Genomic DNA, 21,199 nt, shown 5'->3' with positions numbered 1-21,199 from the left:
AATTTAATAGAATACTCGTATTGGTGAGTTAGCCGTCAATTTATGTGCTATTTACATTTTAAATAATGACTTAATATACTTTTAAAGATAAGCTAGACAAATGATATATCACGCTCTATCGAGTTTAAGTTGTCCAGACGCTTCACTACCGACTTTTACGAAAAAGGATTTATTATGAAATTAAAATTGAATAAAGGATTTTTATTTCTTGCTTTCATTAGCAGTATCATTCTAAGTGAAAGTCTCTTGGCTGAGATGAAAGAGGATACCGTTATCCTAACTATTGGAGCATCTTTCACCGATGGCAGAATACCAATTAATGATGATTTCAATTCCCCCCTTGGCGGAATCGCGATTAGCGCCGGTAAATATCTATCATTACATCAAGCACTTATTCGGCAGAAAAGTCTATCAGGTTATGTTATAAATGAAGCTCAGGCTGGGGCGACAACCTTCAACCGCCTAGGCTGTAACCCTGGACCGGATTGTGGTCCAGGTTTTTGGTTTGGTTATGAAAACCAACTTAACCGAGCACTAATGAGAGTCGCTGTACCTGACCCCTCCCAACCATCTGGCGTAAAATACAATGCGAGTTATGCTGTTATCACCATAGCAAATGACTGCCTACACTCGGATGCCTTTGGTATTCCTCAAGACCAGGCTCAACCATGTGATACAAGTCAACTGAATGCCTATATCGATAGATTAATAGCTGTTGGGCAGACTGCCCTCAATAAAGGTATCACGCCTATCTATGACATAATGCCAGCTTGGGAGGATATTGACCTGTCAACAACCGCAGCATTATTCGGTTTGCATTGGATTATGAATGAACAGCAGTATAACGAATTGCGGGAGCTTCATTATAACCGTTTAAGCAGTGAACTCCCTGGGGCGGAGGTATTGAATATATGGGAGGGCTTTCACCCTTTACCTGATGGACTGCACCCAACAGACAAAACCACACAGAAAGCAGCCCGCCGAATCGCTAACTACATTCGCTTTCACAATTCAGGAGTTTCTGAATAGCTCCTTGATATTAATGCGGAAGATAAAGGCAGTCACTTGGCTGCCTTTAAAGCACCTTCTTGATAGTAATGATAAGACGATTCTTCTTTCACTACCTCAACATGATTTTACATTCAGCGGCTTGTCATGAGTTTTACCGAAGTTGAAAGTGCTTGATAGGGCCGATTGTAATATTTAATATGTCATAGCCTCCACCAAGAACTCCGGTGAATTACATGAGAACACTACAGCCTTTCAGCAAGCGGATCAAGAAGCTCATTTATTTGTATATATCTGTTGCTGCCAAATATATTTGCCGGTTAATTTCCTTAGCCGCTTTTTCAGGATTGTCTGCCTGAACTATAGGCCGCCCAACAATAATATATGAAGCTCCACTATTGATTGCATGGGCAGGTGTACCAATCCTATATTGGTCCTGTATGTCGCCGCCTTCTGGGCGAATTCCTGGGGTAACCATAATCATATCCTTACCCAGCAGCGCTCGAAGGGCTTCCGTTTCTTGTGGGGAAGCAACAACTCCATGACAGCCGCTACGCTGCGCAATCTGAGCTAGCCTTATAACTTGATCCTGGCTTTTACGGCTAAAACCAATATCGATCAGATCCTGATCATTTAGCCCCGTTACAACGGTTAAAGCTAGCACTTTCATACAGGGAAACTCTGATGCGGCCTCTACTGCTGACTCCATCATTTTTTGGCCACCTGAAGCATGGACGGTAATCATATCTACTCCATGTCTGCCTGCAGCTTTTATTGCGGATGAAACAGAGCTAGATATTTCATGTAACTTAAGGTCTAAAAATACTGTTTTTCCATGACTCTTGAGGTATCGGATAGCTTCAGGGCCTTCTGAAGTAAGCAGCTGTAGGCCAATTTTATAAATATTAACTTCTGATTTTATTGATTCAACGATATCCTTCATTTCATTCAGAGTAAATACATCCAGGGCCACTATTAACAACTTCAATTCCTCTTTGTAACTCTATGAAATTCAATAAAAACATAGAACGTACTTCCTAGCGGAAATAGCCTCACTATATTGTAAAAAAACTTGAGCGATATTATCACCTCAAATTTTGAGCTATTACCCCAAATGAGCTCAAGATGATCGCCACTTACTCTAAATATGGAAAGCATATTCATCACCTGATTAAGCGTAATATTTTCCACTCCGCCAGGCAAACCTTCATGCGCAAGGTGTTTAAGGATTTGCTCCAGGGTTTGCTGAAATCATCCATAGTCAGATAGCCCAATTAACTTCGCCCAATCGCTAGCGATAAATATGACCTGGTCATCCAAGCTGTAATTATCAGCATTAATATATCAAGGTTTCAGAGAGAATGTATATCAAATTGCAGCTAGAATTAGCCTGGCTCAATGCACAGTAAGTGGCTCTTAGCATATTCTCAAGATAAAACCAGCATGCAACATGGATCATGTCCATACAAAGCGTACCGTTTACGGCCCAAAATTACTCAAGAAATGTACCAACCCCAGGTACTTCGCTTCAATTCTAATTGCCCTCTCCTGGTGCTCTATTAAAACTCATTTCAACATTTTACGTAGTTACCGACGTACCTTGAAAGAACGCCAGAAACTAGTTGGCGATAGGCTGATAAACTTTCACATGGGCAAGACAAATGTCATATAAAAGCCCCAGGCAATCAGCAGTCTTTTATCAAAACCGTTTGTTCTGTATTGTATATGGTCCAACTTAATACATATATTTAATTTTCAATTCTTAATACATGCACTTTGTAATGCCTTTAGCAATTGACCAGAAATTTTACTCGGCTGTTCGGTACTCCGATTAACAAAGACATGCGTCATAGAGCCATGCGCACATGCATTTTCTTGTTTTTCTTTAAAAATTGCGACACCATATTCTACTGAAGAATTGCCTATTCGATTTACCCTAAAAGCACCAAGTATTTTTTCAGGATATGAAATACCAGCCAAATAATTACATTCAGATTTTACTATATAACCAATGTTCTCACTGGATTTAATATCCAATCCAGCTTTATTAATCAAAAAGCTATTCACAATAGTGTCAAAATATGAGTAGTAAACGACATTGTTTACATGCCCATACACATCATTATCCATCCATCTGGTAGTTAACTCTTCAAAACAAAAATAATCTGTACGTAACACAGCCTGCTTACTCACAAAGCCTCCTCATAAGCAGCCTGATAAATCAGGAGTGCATCATCATGAGACAGCGGTTTCGGATTATTGATTAGTAAGCGAGTTTGTAGCATTGCATCGGTGGCGAGCATCTCTAAATGATGCTCGCCAATATCTAACTGTTTTAAGGTCCGGGGTAATTTTAATCGTTCAATTAGCCGCTCAATAAAGATAATGAGATCAGAACACACTTTTTGATCTGATTGAGACGTATTTATGTGTTCACAAATATATGGCGCCAATTCACTATAGAGCTTGGCTGTATCACTCTGATTAAAGCGCATCACATGTGGCAATACTAACGAGTTGCCTAATCCATGAGGTACATGAAAATGCCCCCCTAATGGGTATGCTAGCGCATGTACAGCGGCAACTGGTGCATTGGCAAAAGCCTGACCTGCAAGGCAGGCACCCAATAACATATTTTGTCTTGCTTCTATGTCCTCTCCATGATGTGTGGCCTGTTCTATATTTTTTGATAGCAATAGCAACGCCTGCTTGGCTAGCATATCTGAGTAGGCATTTTTTTTGTGTTTAGACGTATATGCCTCTATGGCATGCACCATAGCATCAATGCCCGTTGCAGCAGTAACATGAGCTGGCAACCCTAGAGTTAATTGTGCATCTAATAAGGCAACATCTGGCAATAACTGTTTGGAGACGATGCCATCTTTGGTGGTTTCTCCTGTTGTTAAAACCGCGATGGGTGTTACTTCTGAACCGGTGCCAGCAGTGGTAGGTATTAAAACCAAGGGTACGCGACCTCCTTGAACTCGTTCAAGCCCATATAGCTGTTCTAGAGATTGCTGAGAATCCATCATAACAGCAACAACTTTGGCGGTATCCATTGAACTGCCGCCACCAAATCCAATTACACCATCAACATTATGCTGCTTTGCTAAGGCTACTGCCGACAATACGATCTGCTCTTTAGGATCAGCACTAACTTCATCAAAGACAATGGTCGAAAATTTACTATGTAATTGCTCCTTCAGTTTCTCAACCAAACCACAATTTACAATACCTTGATCAGTGACCACTAACAATTTAGTTATATTTAGTTGGTCACATATCTCACTAATTTTATTTAACCTACCAGGGCCATTTATAATCGATTTTGTAGTATTAAATTGAAAACTTAACATAGGATTGTCACCGCCTTAATTATTATGTGCTGTTTCGTTTGGCAATAGTTCCATTTCAAACCCTAGGGAACTTCTGATTAGTTCAGAGTAAATTTGGTACTAATCAGTTATCAGTAAAGACTACGATAAATTAATCACCAAGTCACCAGTGTAGATACGCCGACGTATCTAGACTATCTGGCAGCTACCCCCCCCCTCTCCAGCCTTCTTCCCAGCGTGAGCCCGCGTCCAGCGTATCTGGAGATAAGGCTTCTTCACTTGCCCCACGAGATTGGGTACGGGCCAGCGATAGACCCAAGGTTTCAATGCCGTATAGACTGTGCCGTTAACCGAGGTTAATACCTAGTTTTCTTCCCCTTCGCGCTACTCCACCATTGAGGCACTCGGGGTAAAGACGCCTTTAAAACGATATATTGATGTACATAGAGCCGAGTATCTTATGAAGCACTCCAGCAGGCAACCCAGCCTTCATATGCTGGAGTGGAAGCTCGACGGTATTACCAACGACAAACTATTCCAGATAGGGAAAATGTGACCTCGATTGAAAAAACTGCTGCATTTGCATTGATAAAGACGAGAGGCCCTGCCCTACTAAGCCTGGCTCTTAAACTACTCTATTAACCCTTGAGGTGCGCCCATACGGGAGTAAAGACCTTTGCACTTTCATCTACAGCGTCGAGGGGAAGTTTCACGACACTTCCAGTATCGTAGACCATATTGCAAAATAGGATCAGACCTCCTACCCCAAATAAAGTAACCTTCTCCGAAGCATCAATCTGAATTGTAAAGGGCTCCCGCCTTAAAAAGCAGCACCATTAAACCACGCTTCCTAGAAGTACGCAGTTGCTTCCACGGGCGACAAAAAGCACTTTGTGCCCAGCCTGCAATAAGTACACCCCGCAGTAACTGTCTAGGGCTCCGGCACCCATAGCGATAACTCTCATTACTTTCTTTGGCCCTATGGAATCGAATGTACTTTTTTCCATACCGGACTGCCATTGACAGTTACTTTAGCTTTCGTATAGAGGACTGTAACTGAATTGTGCTAAATACACACAATTGGGATATACAAAATACAGAGTAAGACAAGACAAGCATACCTCACATAGCAACCCAGCTGGCCATTATCCGACCTTAAAAGGATGGAAATAAGGTAGATTACCGGTAAAATTAAGTACTAATTTACACAGAAATGAGTTTACCAGCAGCCAAGTCCACTATTTTTTGGGTCGAGTTTTTGGCTTAGCCGTCCTAGTCCCTCATGCAGATAACCTGGTCTGACTCAAGGTGTGGGAGCGCCAAGGGCCTACCTACCTGTGGGACCCAGTAACAAACGAACTAGCATCTCACTATAAAAACCAAACTCTCTATCCGCTATCACCTCTTTAGTGACGTATTTGTCAAAGAGGTGATTAAATCTAGGGTTCTACCACTAACAATCAGAGGGTTTTATCGACTGAAGTTCTTTCCAAACGGGATGAGAAGAATCTTGTGGAGAGACAAGGAAAAACCAGCGAAGCTCATTAATTTTTTCACAATGGATTTGGTCCCCTTTAAAGTGGAGGGTCTGTTCCTTTTTGGTTACAAATGGCTCAATCCAGCTTATCTGACCAGTATATTTGCCATCAACCTGCTCAATTGTAATAGCAGGCTCATATTCTTTGCCTTCAGTGACGGCTTTGTACAACCCCCTATAGTAGGAGGCTATAAAATTCTCAATTTTGGTCTTTCCAATAACTTGATTCTTCTCAGGCTTATGGGTCCATGAAAAAGCATAACTAAAAAAATCTTCTTTTTCTTGTTTATACATGCCAGGTAAAAACACAAGCTCTTCAATACCATTCAAGGTGATATCTGAAGCAAATTCGATCGGGAAAGGAATTACTTCAGTCTTTGAACCCTTTGGGAATTCAGAGTAAGTGCTAAGCTCTTCAGCAGAGAGCAAAGGTGAAAAGAGAAGCGTAACACAAGCAACCAGCCGAGTTAAAATATTATCAAATTTTAGATATTTATCCATTTAAGCTTATCTTCCTTTAATTCCATACATTAGAAAAAACACGCAACCAGTTTTTACCAACTATTTTTTCTACTACTCGATCAGAGATCCCTTTTTGACTTAGCTTATAAGCAATAAGCTCCATTCGTCTCTCAGAATTCAGTTCGGGAATAAATGGAGGACGATGTGGGGTTTCTCCTGGCGCTGAAATTCCTGCCGCAATACGACGCTCAACTTCTTTGCGAATACTTTCCCGATACTCAGGGCCGTCGTTGACTGGCACTACGCCTTGATCACTACCGATAGCAACATGATCTTCACCGCATATATTATAGGCATGCAATAGATGTTTAATTACCATGTCAGCCTTAATTTCATGCTCACCGCCTTCCAAAAATGGCATTAAATAGATACCAACCAAGCCGCCGGTGTCTGCTGCTGCTTTCAACTCTGTATCGTCATTATTTCGAGGATGCTTATAAATCGTATTACAGCCAGTATGGGAGATCACAATCGGTCTTTTTGACTGCCTGATGGCACTGGCAACAGTTCTCTTTCCTGAGTGTGATAGATCGATCAGCACCCTCTCTGATTCCATTATCTCTATGGCTTTCTTGCCGAGCGAGGTAATTCCTGAATCCTCCTTGACAAGACCACCGCTACCAAGAATTGAAGGGCCATTGTAAGAGACCTGCATGATCTTAACACCCATCTTGGCAAACTCTGAAATACCTGAAAGTGTTTCATCAAGCATTTCAGTTGACTGAAATCCCATTATGATACCAAGCTTTTTGTCCTCTTTAGCTTTTAGAATATCTGATGCGGATAGAATCAAGCTTAAGTAGTTCGAATTATGCTCAATGATAGCTTTAGTTTTTTCGACCTTTTTTAAAGTCTCTCCATAGTCATCACCTGGGTAGGGAACAGTCATATTCAAGGCACTAATCCCTGAGTTTTTGAATATCCCCAGCGACTTCTGGGAAACAGGCTCCTTGAGCGAGAATGCTACACTGAGCCCATCAATTACAATCGATGAATCGTATTGATTCCACACTGATTTGCCTGCATCAACCCCTGAAAAAGCATTTAATATGCCCGAGTTAATAGCCAGATAAGAACCAAGACTACCTGACACCAGAGATTTAATTAATGCTCTTCTATTTATATCGCTCATAAAACCCCCTCGCCAGAATTAATCAGTACTTCGTGAAGCAATACACTCAACTTCCGCTTTTGCATCAAGTGCAAGTCCGCTTGCTGCAAAAGCACTCCTTGCAGGCTTTTTTCCATTGAAGTACTGAATATAAACTTTATTCGCCTCTGGCCAGTCATCAATATCAGCGAGCATCAAAGTACATTTAACCACATCATCAAAACCCAGATTTTTGCTCTCAAGAACTTGGCCAATATTCTTCATTGTTTGATGCATCTGAACTTCCAGGCTTTCACCTGCCAAGGTTAAAGTTGAAGGATGATTGCCGATCTGTCCGGATAGCCAAATAGTTCCATTCATTTCACGTGAAGAAGAGAAAGGCAACTGTGGGTCGTCGCCGATAAAGATAAAACGACCATTCTTTACAACATGAACTATCGATTTACTATTTTCAATATTCTTCTCGGGACTTTCTGAAAGCACCACCAAATTAGCTTTCTTGCCTTCTTCAACACTACCGACAGAGTCTTCGATTCCTATCACCTTTGCGGCATTTAAAGTAGCTGCTTGAATTGCTTCGAGAGGCTTCATACCTATCTCACCTACGAGTAGCTTCAACTCATGGTGAATCATCGGTGTTGTGTCATTTTCCAGGTCACTAAATGCATCTGTGCCCGCGGCAATAGTAATGCCGTTTTGATAGGCAAATTGTGTCATTTTTGTACTAAGCTGATCAAGCAGCCTATATTTTTCGTTTAATTCATTCCTTTGTTCAAAAACGGTGAGTGTTGCATCTAGAATTGTTCCATTCTCATTCATCGCGTCAAAAAGATCTAAATAGCTATCTTTTTGTAGGATTTCTTCCCACTTTGAGCCATCCAGTTCAGCAGTTTTTCTTCGCCATTCCTTGAAGTTGTCAACTAACTGTGCGGATATATCAGAGGCATGTGAAATAGTCTCAACGCCAGCATTAACGGTTTGTAGGGGTTTGGAAGGGCCAATATAAGCATGCGACCAGACTTTTAAGCCGTGTTTTTTGGCCGCGCTAGCGAGTAATGGAACCGTCTCAGCTTCAACGTCTGCATATATCTTGATGCCTGTTGCACCAGCACCTTTAGCCTGGAGCATTATTGAATCCATATCGGAATGCTCGCCTACCGCTCTCATCCAGACGGTGTGCCCAGGTTCGCGCCCTTTGGCTGATGCAATGGTTCTAGGATCTGAGAAAAAGGATTCTCCACCAATTATGACTGAAAAGTAGATATCCGGCGACGCGATCGAATCCACCTCAGCTTGACGTTTTAAGTACGCCAGTGCTCTCGCATCGCCTCCCATATCTCTCACAGACGTGACGCCGCCGCGAAGCAGATATCTAAGTCGCTCAGTAGTAATCGAAAGCTTATCCCAGTCATCCGGATCTGTAGCGTGATGAACATGAGCGTCTATTAGACCTGGTATAACGAACTTACCTTTTAAATCAACAACGCTCGCCCCCTTCACTTTGGACAGCTTCTTCGTAGAAGCGATTCTCTTAATCTTGTCGCCTTCGATGAGGATCGATTGATCTTTGGCGATTTTAAGTGAATTAACATCCACTATATTGGCGTTAATGAGCAAAACTGGCTCTAGAGTATCTTCGGAAGCTAAGGCGTAGCTATTGGTGGTGATAAATAGAACTACCAGAGTCAATATTTTCTTTATATTCATGGAGTTATCTAAAGGGAGGCTTGCAGGATTTTAATCTAATCGCGCTATTTTGCGCCACTAAAGTCATATTTGAAATGCCATATTATTTTATAGTGTATAAACTATAAGTTTATTTGGTATATCGGTATACTCAATTCCGATCCACGACGATAAGAGATGAAGCTGACTGGCCGCGAGGAAAGTCAATGAATAAATTACACGCACTTGAAGCCTACTGCTTGGCCTGCGAAAAGCAGAGCTTCGCAGCTGCTGCTCGTGAGCTCGGAATCTCCGCAGCGATGGTTGGCAGGTACATAAAGCAATTAGAGGAAGAGCTGGGCTGCCTATTGGTGATGCGCAATACGCGCAAAGTATCGATAACCGAAGCAGGCGAGAACTACTATAAACAGATTTCACCAATACTAAAAAAACTTCATGCCGTCGATCAGGCGATGTCAGAATATAATCAAGAGCCCAAGGGTAGACTTTCGATATCCACTAGCGTAGAACTGGGCAGTCAATACTTCTCCGGATTGATCGCAAATTATCGCGAGCTTTATCCTCAAGTGTTTCTGGATTTTCACCTTAGCAATGATCCTCTCGATTTACTTGACAATAAAATCGATCTTGTTTTTAGGATCGCACCAGAGTTACCCGATTCTAGCTATATCGTCCAATCTATCGCAAAGACCAAGTTAGCACTCTGGGCGAGTGACTCGTACGTTGAAGAAAATGGACAGCCTGAAAGCTTGGAATCACTAAAGAAGCACCAATTACTGTTCTTTAACCACAGTATCCGCGGCGACCATTGGCTATTTCTAGATAAAGAAGAAATCAAGAAAATAAAACTTCCCTGGGCATGGCAATCCAATAATGGAAGACTATTAAATGAAGCCGCCGCAGAAGGACAAGGGATTATTCAAGCCCCATTTTATTCAGTCAAATCTTATGTCGAATCTGGGCAATTAATTGAAGTTTTGCCTGAATTCACAATAAAACCACTAACAGTCTTTGCGCTCTACCCTCATCGTTGTGAACTATCTTTGAAAGTTAAAACTTTTATCGACATGGCAAAAAGTTATTTTGCAAAACACCATTCTGAGCAGTTCTAATTTAATGGATGTATTTAAACGCACTTTCTCAAATCTGGGCCCTGGAATCATTTGGGCTGCAAGCAGTATTGGCGTATCTCATATCGTACAGTCTACCCGGGCAGGAGCGGATTACGCTTTTGCTTTAATTGGATTTATCTTTCTGGCTCATTTAATCAAGTATCCTTTTTTCAAAATCGGTCCAGAATATGCTGCTGTAACTGGCGAGAGTCTATTAGAAGGCTACAAAAAACACAGTCGATTGGGCTTTTATAGTTATCTGGTACTCACATTTTTAACAATGTTCTTTGTACAGGCGGCGGTTACGATTGTCACTGCAGCCTTGGCTCTGAATCTATTTGGTGATTTCTTAAATGTTTCGGAGTGGTCCTCCGTCATTCTGATCATCACATGCGGAATACTGATTGCTGGCCAATTTAAGTGGCTAAATGAATCCTTAAAATGGATGGTACTTATACTAGCTATCGCCAGCTTAATCACGCTCATTGCTGCAATAAGTCAGTACGGCCTTCTCCCCCCTAAAACATATTTATTGACTGATTTAGGCCCAGCTATGAGTATCGCATTTGTCGTTGCCTTAGTCGGCTGGATGCCCACATCTATTGAAGTTTCTGTTTGGCACTCTATTTGGTCAGAACGAAAAATAAAAGAACTTCCGGAAAGAGAGTATGCTAAGAAGTCTTTAGTATTTGACTTTAAAGTTGGTTATTTCACCAGCTTGCTATTAGCAATAGTATTTGTGTGGTTAGGCGCATTAATAATGTTTGGGAAAGGTATAGAACTATCCCAGTCTGCTGGCATTTTTGCCGGACAACTAATCAATATTTATACCGAATCTCTAGGTGATTGGAGCCACTTAATAATCAGTATTATTTGTTTTTTCGCACTTTTTTCAACAACATTTGCGGTCTCTGATGGATTCCCTCAAGTTTGGCGAAGCGCCCTAAAAGGCTCAGGTGGCAACCAGATTTCTGAGAATAGGGTCTACATAATAAGCCTAGTTACGCTAAGCCTTATAAGCTGGTTTATTATTTCCCTATTTGCCAATCAGCTAAAAAGCCTTATCGACTTTGTCACCACTTTATCTTTCGTTTGCGCACCAATCTTTGCATTACTCAATATTTTGGTTATGAATGGTAAATGGGTACCAAGAGAGTATCACTTAAAAGGCTGGTATTTGGTTTATACTTTTGCCTGCTTGGGCTTGCTGATCTGCTTTAGTTTATATTTTGTTTATTGGCGCTTTCTGAGTGGCTGATTACTAATCATGGAATCTCCATCAGTATTCCTCACTAATGGATAACATCGCCATACCACACACCATTAATGTCCCTACTCTTTTCTTAGAAGTCTCATTAAGACTTCTAAGAAAAATAATTATTCTTATAACACCCACATATTAACTTTCCCCTAAGCATATTTTACATGAAAAATTTAAATGCACTCATGCTAGCTAATACATCCTTTTGCTATCTATCAAGGACTGGACTTCGTTTAGATTCATCATAGTTTCTACTAAAACACTCATCAAAATCCGATTCCTTTATATCTTCTGCCTTCATTAACTCTCTCAATGAGCACTGCCCAAACTCCATCGTAATATTCATCTGCTCTTCATCAGATAGACTCATGCCTAAATCCAGGTATTTCGAAGAACATTCAGTTGTATTCTTTACAAAATATGTAACGCAATCTTGTAAGTCTGATAGTATCTCAGGCTTGATACAGTAAAGAAAATTTTGATTTCCACTGCAGTAATATGCGGATATTTTACTAACTGCTTTTTCCTTGAATGTTTCGGCAATAAGGCCACTGGAGTAAATTACTAGCATTAAAAGTATCGGTAGCCTCATAGTTTTTTACTCAAAGTTTTATTCAAGCAAAGGGGTAGCAGTGATTCACTAGGATTGCCACATTTGAATTTAGCAAGATATGCAAGCAAATTGATGCGTTAGCATAGATCAGTAAAATTATAGAACAAGACTAACTTAATGTCTTATTAAGGGAGGGTTAAAAGCAGTACAAATATTCCCGCGAAGGTCACGCCTCACGAGCCTTCTTAGATCTTCAGCAGTCCGTTTGGCTCTTGATTCCGTTTGATTTCTGATTCCACATCATCCCTGAAGCTATTTTTCATAAACTGACCAATTGACCATTAGCATCTTAACCCTTCCGAATGGGTCACCAAGCCCATGGGCAGAAACTTCAGAATTCCGCAATCTTTAGGCAAGCGATTATTCGCAAACATCGTTTCATGTGCAGAGTATCCTCCCCTCAATCCAGCCACGAAAGTAGAGCACATTCTTGAAAACAGTCAGAATGGCGCATGTTCGGAAAGGTAGAGCCCAACTACGATTCTGAGTGCTGATTCAAGCCTAATACCTAAAGCAACTGCAAAGATTCATATGAGAGCATCCACACCATCGACTTCAATTTCATTCCTGATTGCTCAAAGGGGTTCAAATTTGTGACTTTTAATCTACCAAGCCAGAGGGCCTTCTACTGCAGCCCTTCCAACCAACCATACCGGTGAACGAGTAGTTCACCCCCTCAAGGTCTCCTTTCCTCAGTGGCAGCATTCCCAAGCTGCACGTGATTATCTTCTCAGTTCGCAGGCCCTATTCGCCACAACGGACTCAACTGAGCTCCCCTAAATTCTGTCAAAGTGCCAAACTGTCACAGGATAAAGGTAAATGAATATCCCAAAATCGGGCCAAATATTTGGTTGCAAATGAAACCCTCGCCCTATTCTTTGTGGCACAGTAGGATAAGTCATCCGCCTGCAAGTGCAGCGCGGTACTATGGAACAGAGTAATCAGAAGACGCTATGACCACACAGCAGTTCGACGACTTGAATGTCGTCTCCCAGGAAGTTCTGATCAGCCCGGAGATGCTGAAATCAGAACTCCCCATCAGTGATGCCGCCGAAGCAACTGTCGCCAAAGGGCGTTCCGCCGTGCGTGACATCCTGGATCGCAAAGACCACCGCCTAATGGTGGTAATCGGACCCTGCTCCGTTCACGATGTGGGCGCCGCGATGGAGTATGCCAAGCGCCTTAAGGCGGTAGCTGATAAGGTTTCAGATACTCTGCTGATAGTGATGCGTGTCTATTTTGAGAAACCGCGTACCACAGTTGGCTGGAAGGGTCTGATCAACGACCCTCATCTTAATGATTCTTTTAAGATTGAGGAAGGTCTGCACATTGGCCGCAAACTGCTCCTGGATGTCGCCGAGCTGGGGTTACCCACCGCTACAGAAGCGCTGGACCCAATCTCACCCCAGTACCTGCAAGACCTTATTTCCTGGTCAGCTATTGGCGCGCGTACTACCGAATCCCAAACTCACCGAGAAATGGCCAGCGGCCTATCCTCCGCTGTGGGCTTTAAGAATGGTACCGACGGCGGCTTGGAAGTGGCGATTAACGCCTTGCAGTCTGTCGCTAATCCCCACCGATTCCTCGGTATCAACAAGCGCGGTCAAGTTGCGATCATTCACACGTCCGGCAACCCATACGGCCATGTGGTACTGCGCGGTGGTAATGACAAGCCAAATTATGACTCGGTAAGTGTTGCAATGTGTGAGCAGGAGTTACGCAAGTCTAATATCGTGCCAAATATTATGGTGGATTGCAGCCATGCGAACTCCAACAAGAACCACGAATTACAGCCCCTTGTTGTGGACAATGTGACCCATCAAATCCTCGACGGCAACCAGTCAATCATCGGTATCATGGTGGAAAGCAACCTGAAAGCCGGCAACCAGAGTATCCTGCCGAAGCTGGATGATATGGAATACGGCGTTTCCGTTACCGACAAATGCATCGATTGGGAAACTACCGAGTCGTTACTGCTGGGAATGGCAGAGCAACTGCATGACCCGCTAAAGCGGCGTAACGCTTGATCAAACCCTTTGATGGTATCAGGGCCTTCTAGAGGTCCTGATACCTTCGCTCTATCAACTCCCACTACCTCCCTTCCCTAGTCCTCCACCTAACAATCGCTGACATTCTTCATTTACAGGAGTATGCTGCAGCAGGAGTTACCATTTTGTGACGCCAAAGTCTACATTTTATCTATTTAATTCTGTCAACGAGGCATGTAATTAGTCGGTTTAAATCGGGCCACAATAATGGAACTGCAGTCCAACAAAGTCTTAACCTATATATTCGGCGGATTTATCCTAGTTTGGCTGCTAGTGAGCCTTAGCTTCGCTCTGGAAGGCAATGCGATGTTCCCCTGGATTGCCACTACCCTGCTTGCACTACTTGCTTGCATCACCTTCTCATTCGAAAAAACACGTTATGTCGACGGCACAAAGAAGTTGTTTATTTCTGAAAACCGAATCCTTTGGCATAGCTGGACAGAGAGGCACCCCCTGAGCATCTTTCGAGGAATAAAAGTAATTCCCTATTCAAGCTACTCGGCAAGCAGTAAAAAAAGCTACACCAGCTGGCATATCAATCTGGTATTTCGACATGCCAGCGCCAACGAGGGCGTATTGGCCAGGGTTTTCACCAGAAAAGAGGATGCCCTGGAATTTGCTGATAAGCTTTCAGAGCTAACCGCATTACCAGTCCTGGACTGAAAAATCTTTGAGTTTTGATAGGATGCTTTAAGCTGACTCAGGAAGATAATCCTAAGTTACTCTCTATACCTATAACTGCTTTTCTCTAAAGACTCTGTGAAGTAGATCAAAGGCACCCTAATATTCCGCCCTATCTGTATGATTCCCAGCCCCGAGTTCTAAGGTCAATAACTTGCCTTCATTGTGACCCGCAGGTCAGGACTTAAATTAATTGAGGAGAGGCAAATATGGACTCCATCAAGTGGGACATGTCTTCTTCAACAATTGTTCGCAAACTTTCGGAAGAAGCTGAACAATTAACGTTTGCCGCACCTCACCTGGACAAGGTGAAACAAGGGGAGCTACTGAAGTTCCATGCACATATCAACGTAGAACAATTGCCTCAGGGGCATCACCTTAAAAAAGCTACGATATTTTCCAATGTTCCCAATGGTGGCACCTGGGAACTGATTTGTGATGAAGGTACCGCGGTTGGCGGTCGAGGCAGTGCCCCATCACCAATTATGTATTTCTCTGCAGGACTGGCACTTTGCATGATGTCCCACGTAGAGATGCTAGCAAAACTAGCAGATATTAAACTGAACAGTGTGAGGCTCGAGCAAAAAACCGAGTTTTCTACAACAATGAATTTTGGGGGGATCAAACCTGAGGAAGTTTTTGGCACAGGTGATCGAGTGGAAATGCATTTGATCATCGAGAGTGACGAATCAGAAGAAAAACTGCTGGAATTCGCCCACTGCTGTCGACAAGCTTGCATGTCACTTCAAACTGTAGCTTGCGCAACGCCGGTTTCGACCAAACTATATCTAAATAATAGTGAACGCTCCTTCGAGTAGGCCTATTCTACAAAGCCCTAATTGATCTCAGCGGGAGATATTATATTGATTGATAACTAACGGGGTATCCAAGGTAATCCTTAAGTTAACAGGCTCGAAGCAAATAACTTCATAAATTCAATTAACTTTGATTTTCCTCTTACACAAAAAATCACTAAAAAACCAGCTACCAGCATTGGTAAGTGACCTACCAATTCATGTAATCTGATAGTGGAAGCCATCAAGAATAATGACATCACTACAGTTAAAATTGTCAATCAGACAGGCCCCATCAACACAGCCAAACAAAATCAGAAATCAGCCACCCCAAAGAAAAAAAGATCAGAGCTGAGAAGAATTTCCACCATAGACAGGACACAAAGCCCCAATAATATTACCGTATAAACTCCAATCCTACGTAAGAATTAAGCCATTTTTTGTGAACAGCAAAAGCCATCAGCTGCACGCCTAGCCTGCCAAATAAGACAACAATTAATAACAAAGTTACCCCCACCAACATAGATAATATGTACCAAACTTTATGACAATCAATGTCAGACCAAAGAACTTAGAAACTGACGGGTAACCTATAATTCAATTGGATTCCAGCGTTTATACAAAACACAATGAAAAGAACTTACAAGGGGCGCCAATACAAAAAAGCAATTCCAACTCGGCTAGATTACTATCACCCTGTAGAAATCAGCAGAAATAGAGCCATATCGATTGAGAAACCCAAGGAGTCACAAACATCAATGCTATTGAAATTAGTTTTATCCCCTCCTTCTATACATATTTATAGTTCACTGAAAACTTCTTAGATCTAAAAAAATTGTGCTATCTGGTCTTGCAATCATGAACACAGCTTTTCGAGCAAAAAATCATTTTACACGCTGTCAGGCTAGGCGCTTATCATTTTTGAAAAAATAACGCATCGAGATAATTTCATATCAACTAAAAAAATCACCTGATGAGCCTGCAACAAAAGAGCCTTCTACTAGGCTCATTCAGTGAAGGATCCATCCTAGCCAATGCAACCCAAAGCTTGGAACTGCAGCCCCAACCACATCTACTCGAATTAAAAGGCCTCTTAATCCCCTAGCTTTACGCATTTTTGGCACTTACTCTCTATCAAGGTATCCGGAATGGCTCCAAAATATTTATAAATAACATGACGAACCAGTCATCGCAAATATCATTCAATTTAGCCCCATTTTAAAGCAAAAGCATTACGTATAAAGTCATGGTCAACCGTACAAACTGACATAAATCGAGACTTAAGTTCTATAGTCGATTCATGGTCTGGAATATTATTTGAGGCTGCTGCCAGTTATCGAAATAAACAGCACAAGGGAACTCAAAAAAGCTTTGCCTGAAATAACAAAAAAAATCTACAAAAAAATGAAACTTCTCAAACAGCACGTTGGGACTGCACACATGTTCGAGTAGACTTGTTGCCAAGTTGGGAGAAGGAGAAAACGTTATGCGTTATGTACTTTCAATGATATTACTACTCTCTCTTGCCGGTTTCAGTTATGCGCAAGAGCGTCTGGCACAGCTGCCAGCAGGCGCATCACCGGTGCAAATACTTGGTAAAACTTACTATCAAAGCGGCAATACTTTCTATGCCTTTAATGAACAGGGTCGTTATTTTTACCCAGTACAACCTCCGACTCGTATCCGTCAATATGAGCAACCTAGAAATATGTATTGGCGCGGTTCCCAGCCTCGCTACTACTGGCGTGGTTCTCAGCCTCGCTACTACTGGCGTGGTTCTCAGCCTAGCTACTATTGGCGCGACTCTACGCCTCGTTACTATGGCCTGACTCGCGATCAAGTAGAAGGTTGTATGAACGCGGCAGCGGACAAAGCAAATGCCAATCCTCGTATCGGTGGTAAAGTGTATATCCGCGAATATAACCAGTGCATTAGCAATCTGCGCTATTAGCAAAGTGCTATACGCACAAAGAACAGACCCTTAAGGGGCCCTCGGGCCCCTTTCTTATTTTACTTTCTAACTAGGGTATCTTTGTTCCTGCAGGATTAATAATCGATGGACTATGGCAGTGTCGTTAATAGATTTCATGTTTTATCACTAGTGCCAACGACTATCAGTATTCAGCCTCTAGAGCTATCCAGTTATAGTAAGAAGCCCGTGCTGTCTCCCGTACCTCTACAGTACTATCTCCAAATCCGGTAAATTTTCGAATCTAGCCTTAGTCAACTATTGACTGATTTCCAAGAAATTGAAGATCGTATCGCCAATCGTGACAGTGGACCAGCTGGGCTTATTCCCTTAAGGGCACCTACAACACTCGGACAATTTTGGCACGCTCCACAGTTTCCAAAACTTATAGCTCACCCCCTTAATCGATTGGAGCTGTTTCTCGATAACCAGTTAAGAGATATCATTGGAGAAGGCTTTAACCTGGCAATACGCATCAAAGCAACATCCGTTAACTCTTCTCTATATGCACAAAAGTTGGGTAAGCATCACCGGCGCTTAGTTGCATCACTAGAAAATATACATCAATCGGGTATATCCCGGAGTCCGAAAGAACTAAACGGTTTTGCTTGCCTTTAGCTTTGATAAAAGCCCTGCTCATTGGAATTTATCGAGCAATAATCAGGAAATAACAATCAATATGCCCACTATTACATAGCCAATAACTATTTCCCCCTATACCAAGCTACCCTGGCCGAATCAGGCATCGCTAGCTTATGCGATTACCTGGAAAACAATGACATCACATCGATGTCTTCTAGTTGAAATCCTGCCACAATGGATACAAGCGAGCCGGCCATTATTTGGTGTATATCAGCAAAAGGAAGGCTACTTCACGCAAGCTGGGCGTACTATGGAAATTTTTACAAGGAATTTTTCCCAGGGATTGATTCAAATAACAACCCCAATAAATTCGTCTCTCACCCAGGCTTTATGTAGTCTTTATATAGAGGGTTATGGAGAAATCAACCACACATCATGATTTCGATAGCTTTTACAAGAATTAAAAAATATATCCACTTAGCAGCTTAAAGATCCAATTTAATCATTCCAGTCTTTGACAAACATATCAATGATTGGCACAACTTAAATCCATGGTATTAATCAAATTTCATATCTAATGGCACAAGAATTACTATGCCTTCCACCAAATATCAAAAATTGTTGAACAAAATTAGAGACCTTAAGTAACAGTTGAACGCCTCATCCTGAGTTGTCACAAAAACCTCTTAATGAAAGGCATAGTGCGCTACTACTTTCTATAAAATGTCACGCCCTACACTATGCTTGGATTTCTGCCATGGCACAGTACCGACTAACAAATCATCCGAGGATTATATGACTGCCAATCATAAAGAAACGTCAAAGAGTCTTCTCCAGCAGTGGGGAGATAACACACCTCATAAAGCCACTAGCTATCTCTCGCCCAACTACAAGAACCACCAGATGCCTGATGCAGGAAGTGCAACCTCATGCAAGTCACTTAAAGAATGGCAGGAACTTGTCACCGAATTCCATAAAGGATTTTCAGATGTAAAGATGGAAATCCTACTTCAAGTGGCCGAGGGCGACTATGTTTGCACACGTTGGCGAATGACGGCAAAGCATACTGGTAAATTTATGCAGTACGAACCGACAGGAAAAACCACCACCTGGACTGGTATTCACACTGATCTATACGAAAAAGACAAAATGGTGGAAAGTTGGGTTGACTGGGATAAGTATTCCTTCCTGGAACAACTGGGCCTCACAGACTAAATTTCGTGGTCTGGGCAAACAATTCCCAATGTAAATTTAAGCCTATAAATTTTATCTTTGTCAGCAACCAATTGCCCGAGAGAAAATTTCAGCGGAACCACCAAATATGAAAAAAATCATTGTTTCCGGCTTCGAAGCTTTTGGGCACACCCCCATAAATCCAGCAGAATCAGTCATGCGTGTTTTAGATGGAACCTATGTAGGGGAAGCTGAAATTTCTGGAATCTTAGTGCCCAATAATTTTTTTGAAAGTATTGAGGTTGTTACTGTTGCAATAAAAGAGTTACAACCTCAGTTAGTGGTGATGCTGGGTGAGTATGGCGGTCGTGCAGAAATAACAGTGGAACGAATCGCACAAAATTTTAATGATTCTACCCGATATAACCTAAAGGATAACCGCGGTGTAGAAATGCAGGGTGAGCCAACCATACCCGACGGTCCCGTGGCCTACCGCAGCACCCTACCTTTAAGGGCCATGGTTAAGGCTATGCGTGGCGTGGGCGTTCCCGCAGATATCTCAGATACCGCAGCCACCTTTTGTTGTAACCATTTAATGTACGGTGTACTACATTATATTGCCATAAATCAGCTAGATATACGTGCCGGTTGGATTCACCTCCCACAATTACCTCACGTGGCGGCATTACCTGAAAATCTTGGCACTCCAAGTATGTCCAGGGAGACAGCCGCACTCGGCGTACATGCGGGGATAGAAGCAGCGCTCATTCACCCTAATGATATCAATGAGCCTATTCCATCCAGGTTCCAGATATAGAGTCCATTATATCAACTATTCATCACAGGTTACGCCGGTAAATTAGCCTCTTTACCTTCCAGTACATTTACAGACGTACAATATCGGCCTGTAAACATTTTATGGAATTCGAGATTTACAGCCCAACCAAATAATTCATATTAACCAATTGCCGAGTTCCCATTAGCACTGATTAAAACAAACGCAATACGGCAAGGCTCAGTCCCTCGATTAATCCAATTATGGATGGTCGCGCGCTGTATCAATGTATCTCCAGCAACCAGATGAACTTCTCTATCCTCTCCCAGAGCCATGTCAATCTCCCCAGAGAGGACTACAGCATAGTCAATACTATCTGTACGATGAATACGAGGCGTTACACCTGGGCCAAATTCAACCACTTTAAAGATGGAGCCACCCGCAATAGTAGTACCAGCCCTACGAGCCCCTTTATCGCTATTTGCCGTGTCAATCTCAACGGGCAGATCGGCTGTTGTCCAGAACTGTTGCTGCTCCATATGAGGACGCCAACTGGCAGTATGTTCACCCCTATCATCCAGAACCACGACAGGCTTGCCGGCACTATCGTGTCCTGTCACTACGCGTCGTATATTTAGCCCCATATCCTTTTCCATTAAGAGTCCTGATCCAACTTAATGATAGGGGCTTTTTTCCCCTATATACCACACTCTCAAGTTGGCAAGAGGAAAAATAGACTAGCGTATATAGCATTGATAACTGTCACGTATCACTATAGATAACTTAAGCACTAGCTGATAACTTTGCACTACAGCAATACTATATTTTGGCTCTCTATACCTAAATCTTGTGTATCTCCACCTTTAGACAATAGATTAAATCACTAACTTATATAGAAGGCATAATAGTATCTAGACCTTTATTGAGCTACTTATCTTACTTCTTCTATTCAACGAAGACCTTCCCAAAAAAACTTTCAATAAATATGGTTG

At 42.2% G+C, this 21,199-nt stretch carries 18 protein-coding genes; 9 read left to right on the top strand and 9 right to left on the bottom strand.

What is annotated here, in order from left to right; translation table 11 throughout:
* Nucleotides 1-174 precede the first annotated feature (174 nt).
* A complete protein-coding gene (locus ACJJJB_RS06695; RefSeq protein WP_445365942.1) occupies nucleotides 175-1,029 on the top strand; it encodes an SGNH/GDSL hydrolase family protein in 855 nt (284 codons plus the stop codon).
* Between the two features lie 259 nt (nucleotides 1,030-1,288).
* Here the strand turns inward: ACJJJB_RS06695 and pyrF are convergent, their stop codons facing one another.
* From pyrF to ACJJJB_RS06660, 7 genes are all read right to left on the bottom strand, one after another.
* The gene (gene pyrF, locus ACJJJB_RS06690) at nucleotides 1,289-1,981 is read right to left on the bottom strand and encodes an orotidine-5'-phosphate decarboxylase (RefSeq protein ID WP_444945151.1); all 693 of its coding nucleotides are present in this window, start codon (nucleotides 1,979-1,981) and stop codon (nucleotides 1,289-1,291) included.
* 782 nt (nucleotides 1,982-2,763) lie between these two features.
* Complete coding sequence (locus ACJJJB_RS06685) at nucleotides 2,764-3,201, bottom strand: acyl-CoA thioesterase (RefSeq protein ID WP_020415158.1); 438 nt, start codon at nucleotides 3,199-3,201, stop codon at nucleotides 2,764-2,766.
* Complete coding sequence (locus ACJJJB_RS06680) at nucleotides 3,198-4,364, bottom strand: iron-containing alcohol dehydrogenase (protein ID WP_020415157.1); 1,167 nt, start codon at nucleotides 4,362-4,364, stop codon at nucleotides 3,198-3,200. Before ACJJJB_RS06680 ends, ACJJJB_RS06685 begins: the two co-directional genes overlap by 4 nt.
* 815 nt (nucleotides 4,365-5,179) lie before the next feature.
* Nucleotides 5,180-5,293 carry a 2-dehydropantoate 2-reductase N-terminal domain-containing protein gene (locus tag ACJJJB_RS06675; RefSeq protein ID WP_425411214.1) on the bottom strand — a complete coding sequence of 38 codons (114 nt, stop codon included), beginning with the start codon at nucleotides 5,291-5,293 and terminating at the stop codon, nucleotides 5,180-5,182.
* A 503-nt stretch (nucleotides 5,294-5,796) separates the two neighbouring features.
* Nucleotides 5,797-6,381 carry a hypothetical protein gene (locus ACJJJB_RS06670; protein WP_020415155.1) on the bottom strand — a complete coding sequence of 195 codons (585 nt, stop codon included), beginning with the start codon at nucleotides 6,379-6,381 and terminating at the stop codon, nucleotides 5,797-5,799.
* A gap of 16 nt (nucleotides 6,382-6,397) precedes the next feature.
* Entirely contained in the window at nucleotides 6,398-7,534 is a 1,137-nt protein-coding gene (locus tag ACJJJB_RS06665) for a dipeptidase (RefSeq protein ID WP_445365941.1), read from the bottom strand.
* A gap of 18 nt (nucleotides 7,535-7,552) precedes the next feature.
* Nucleotides 7,553-9,220 carry an amidohydrolase family protein gene (locus tag ACJJJB_RS06660; protein ID WP_445365940.1) on the bottom strand — a complete coding sequence of 556 codons (1,668 nt, stop codon included), beginning with the start codon at nucleotides 9,218-9,220 and terminating at the stop codon, nucleotides 7,553-7,555.
* Between the two features lie 185 nt (nucleotides 9,221-9,405).
* On the opposite strand from ACJJJB_RS06660, the gene ACJJJB_RS06655 reads away from it, so the two are divergent.
* Nucleotides 9,406-10,311, top strand: coding sequence for a LysR family transcriptional regulator (locus ACJJJB_RS06655; RefSeq protein ID WP_445365939.1), 906 nt, complete (start codon nucleotides 9,406-9,408; stop codon nucleotides 10,309-10,311).
* A 4-nt stretch (nucleotides 10,312-10,315) separates the two neighbouring features.
* Nucleotides 10,316-11,569 carry an NRAMP family divalent metal transporter gene (locus ACJJJB_RS06650; RefSeq protein WP_445365938.1) on the top strand — a complete coding sequence of 418 codons (1,254 nt, stop codon included), beginning with the start codon at nucleotides 10,316-10,318 and terminating at the stop codon, nucleotides 11,567-11,569.
* 211 nt (nucleotides 11,570-11,780) lie between these two features.
* On the opposite strand, the gene ACJJJB_RS06645 is transcribed toward ACJJJB_RS06650, so the two are convergent.
* Nucleotides 11,781-12,164, bottom strand: a complete 384-nt coding sequence (locus ACJJJB_RS06645; RefSeq protein ID WP_020415150.1) for a hypothetical protein — start codon at nucleotides 12,162-12,164, stop codon at nucleotides 11,781-11,783.
* Nucleotides 12,165-13,138: 974 nt separating this feature from the next.
* On the opposite strand from ACJJJB_RS06645, the gene ACJJJB_RS06640 reads away from it, so the two are divergent.
* The 6 genes from ACJJJB_RS06640 to pcp all read left to right on the top strand — a co-directional run bounded on the left by ACJJJB_RS06640 (nucleotide 13,139) and on the right by pcp (nucleotide 20,249).
* Nucleotides 13,139-14,212, top strand: a complete 1,074-nt coding sequence (locus tag ACJJJB_RS06640) for a 3-deoxy-7-phosphoheptulonate synthase (protein WP_445365937.1) — start codon at nucleotides 13,139-13,141, stop codon at nucleotides 14,210-14,212.
* 228 nt (nucleotides 14,213-14,440) lie between these two features.
* Nucleotides 14,441-14,896 (top strand): hypothetical protein, encoded by a 456-nt coding sequence (locus ACJJJB_RS06635; protein WP_445365936.1) that lies wholly within the window; start codon nucleotides 14,441-14,443, stop codon nucleotides 14,894-14,896.
* Between the two features lie 227 nt (nucleotides 14,897-15,123).
* Nucleotides 15,124-15,732: an OsmC family protein gene (locus ACJJJB_RS06630; protein ID WP_020415147.1), complete on the top strand. Its 609-nt coding sequence runs from the start codon at nucleotides 15,124-15,126 to the stop codon at nucleotides 15,730-15,732.
* Between the two features lie 1,462 nt (nucleotides 15,733-17,194).
* A complete protein-coding gene (locus ACJJJB_RS06625) occupies nucleotides 17,195-17,659 on the top strand; it encodes a hypothetical protein (protein WP_020415145.1) in 465 nt (154 codons plus the stop codon).
* 1,395 nt (nucleotides 17,660-19,054) lie between these two features.
* Nucleotides 19,055-19,474: an ester cyclase gene (locus ACJJJB_RS06620; protein WP_020415144.1), complete on the top strand. Its 420-nt coding sequence runs from the start codon at nucleotides 19,055-19,057 to the stop codon at nucleotides 19,472-19,474.
* A gap of 106 nt (nucleotides 19,475-19,580) precedes the next feature.
* On the top strand, nucleotides 19,581-20,249 hold the full coding sequence (gene pcp, locus ACJJJB_RS06615) for a pyroglutamyl-peptidase I (RefSeq protein ID WP_444945162.1): 669 nt from the start codon (nucleotides 19,581-19,583) through the stop codon (nucleotides 20,247-20,249).
* A gap of 140 nt (nucleotides 20,250-20,389) precedes the next feature.
* Here the strand turns inward: pcp and ACJJJB_RS06610 are convergent, their stop codons facing one another.
* A complete protein-coding gene (locus ACJJJB_RS06610) occupies nucleotides 20,390-20,851 on the bottom strand; it encodes a cupin domain-containing protein (protein WP_444945163.1) in 462 nt (153 codons plus the stop codon).
* Nucleotides 20,852-21,199: the final 348 nt, after the last annotated feature.

Source organism: Microbulbifer variabilis (genome assembly GCF_052468405.1).
This window is presented reverse-complemented; position numbering and strand designations above follow the sequence as displayed.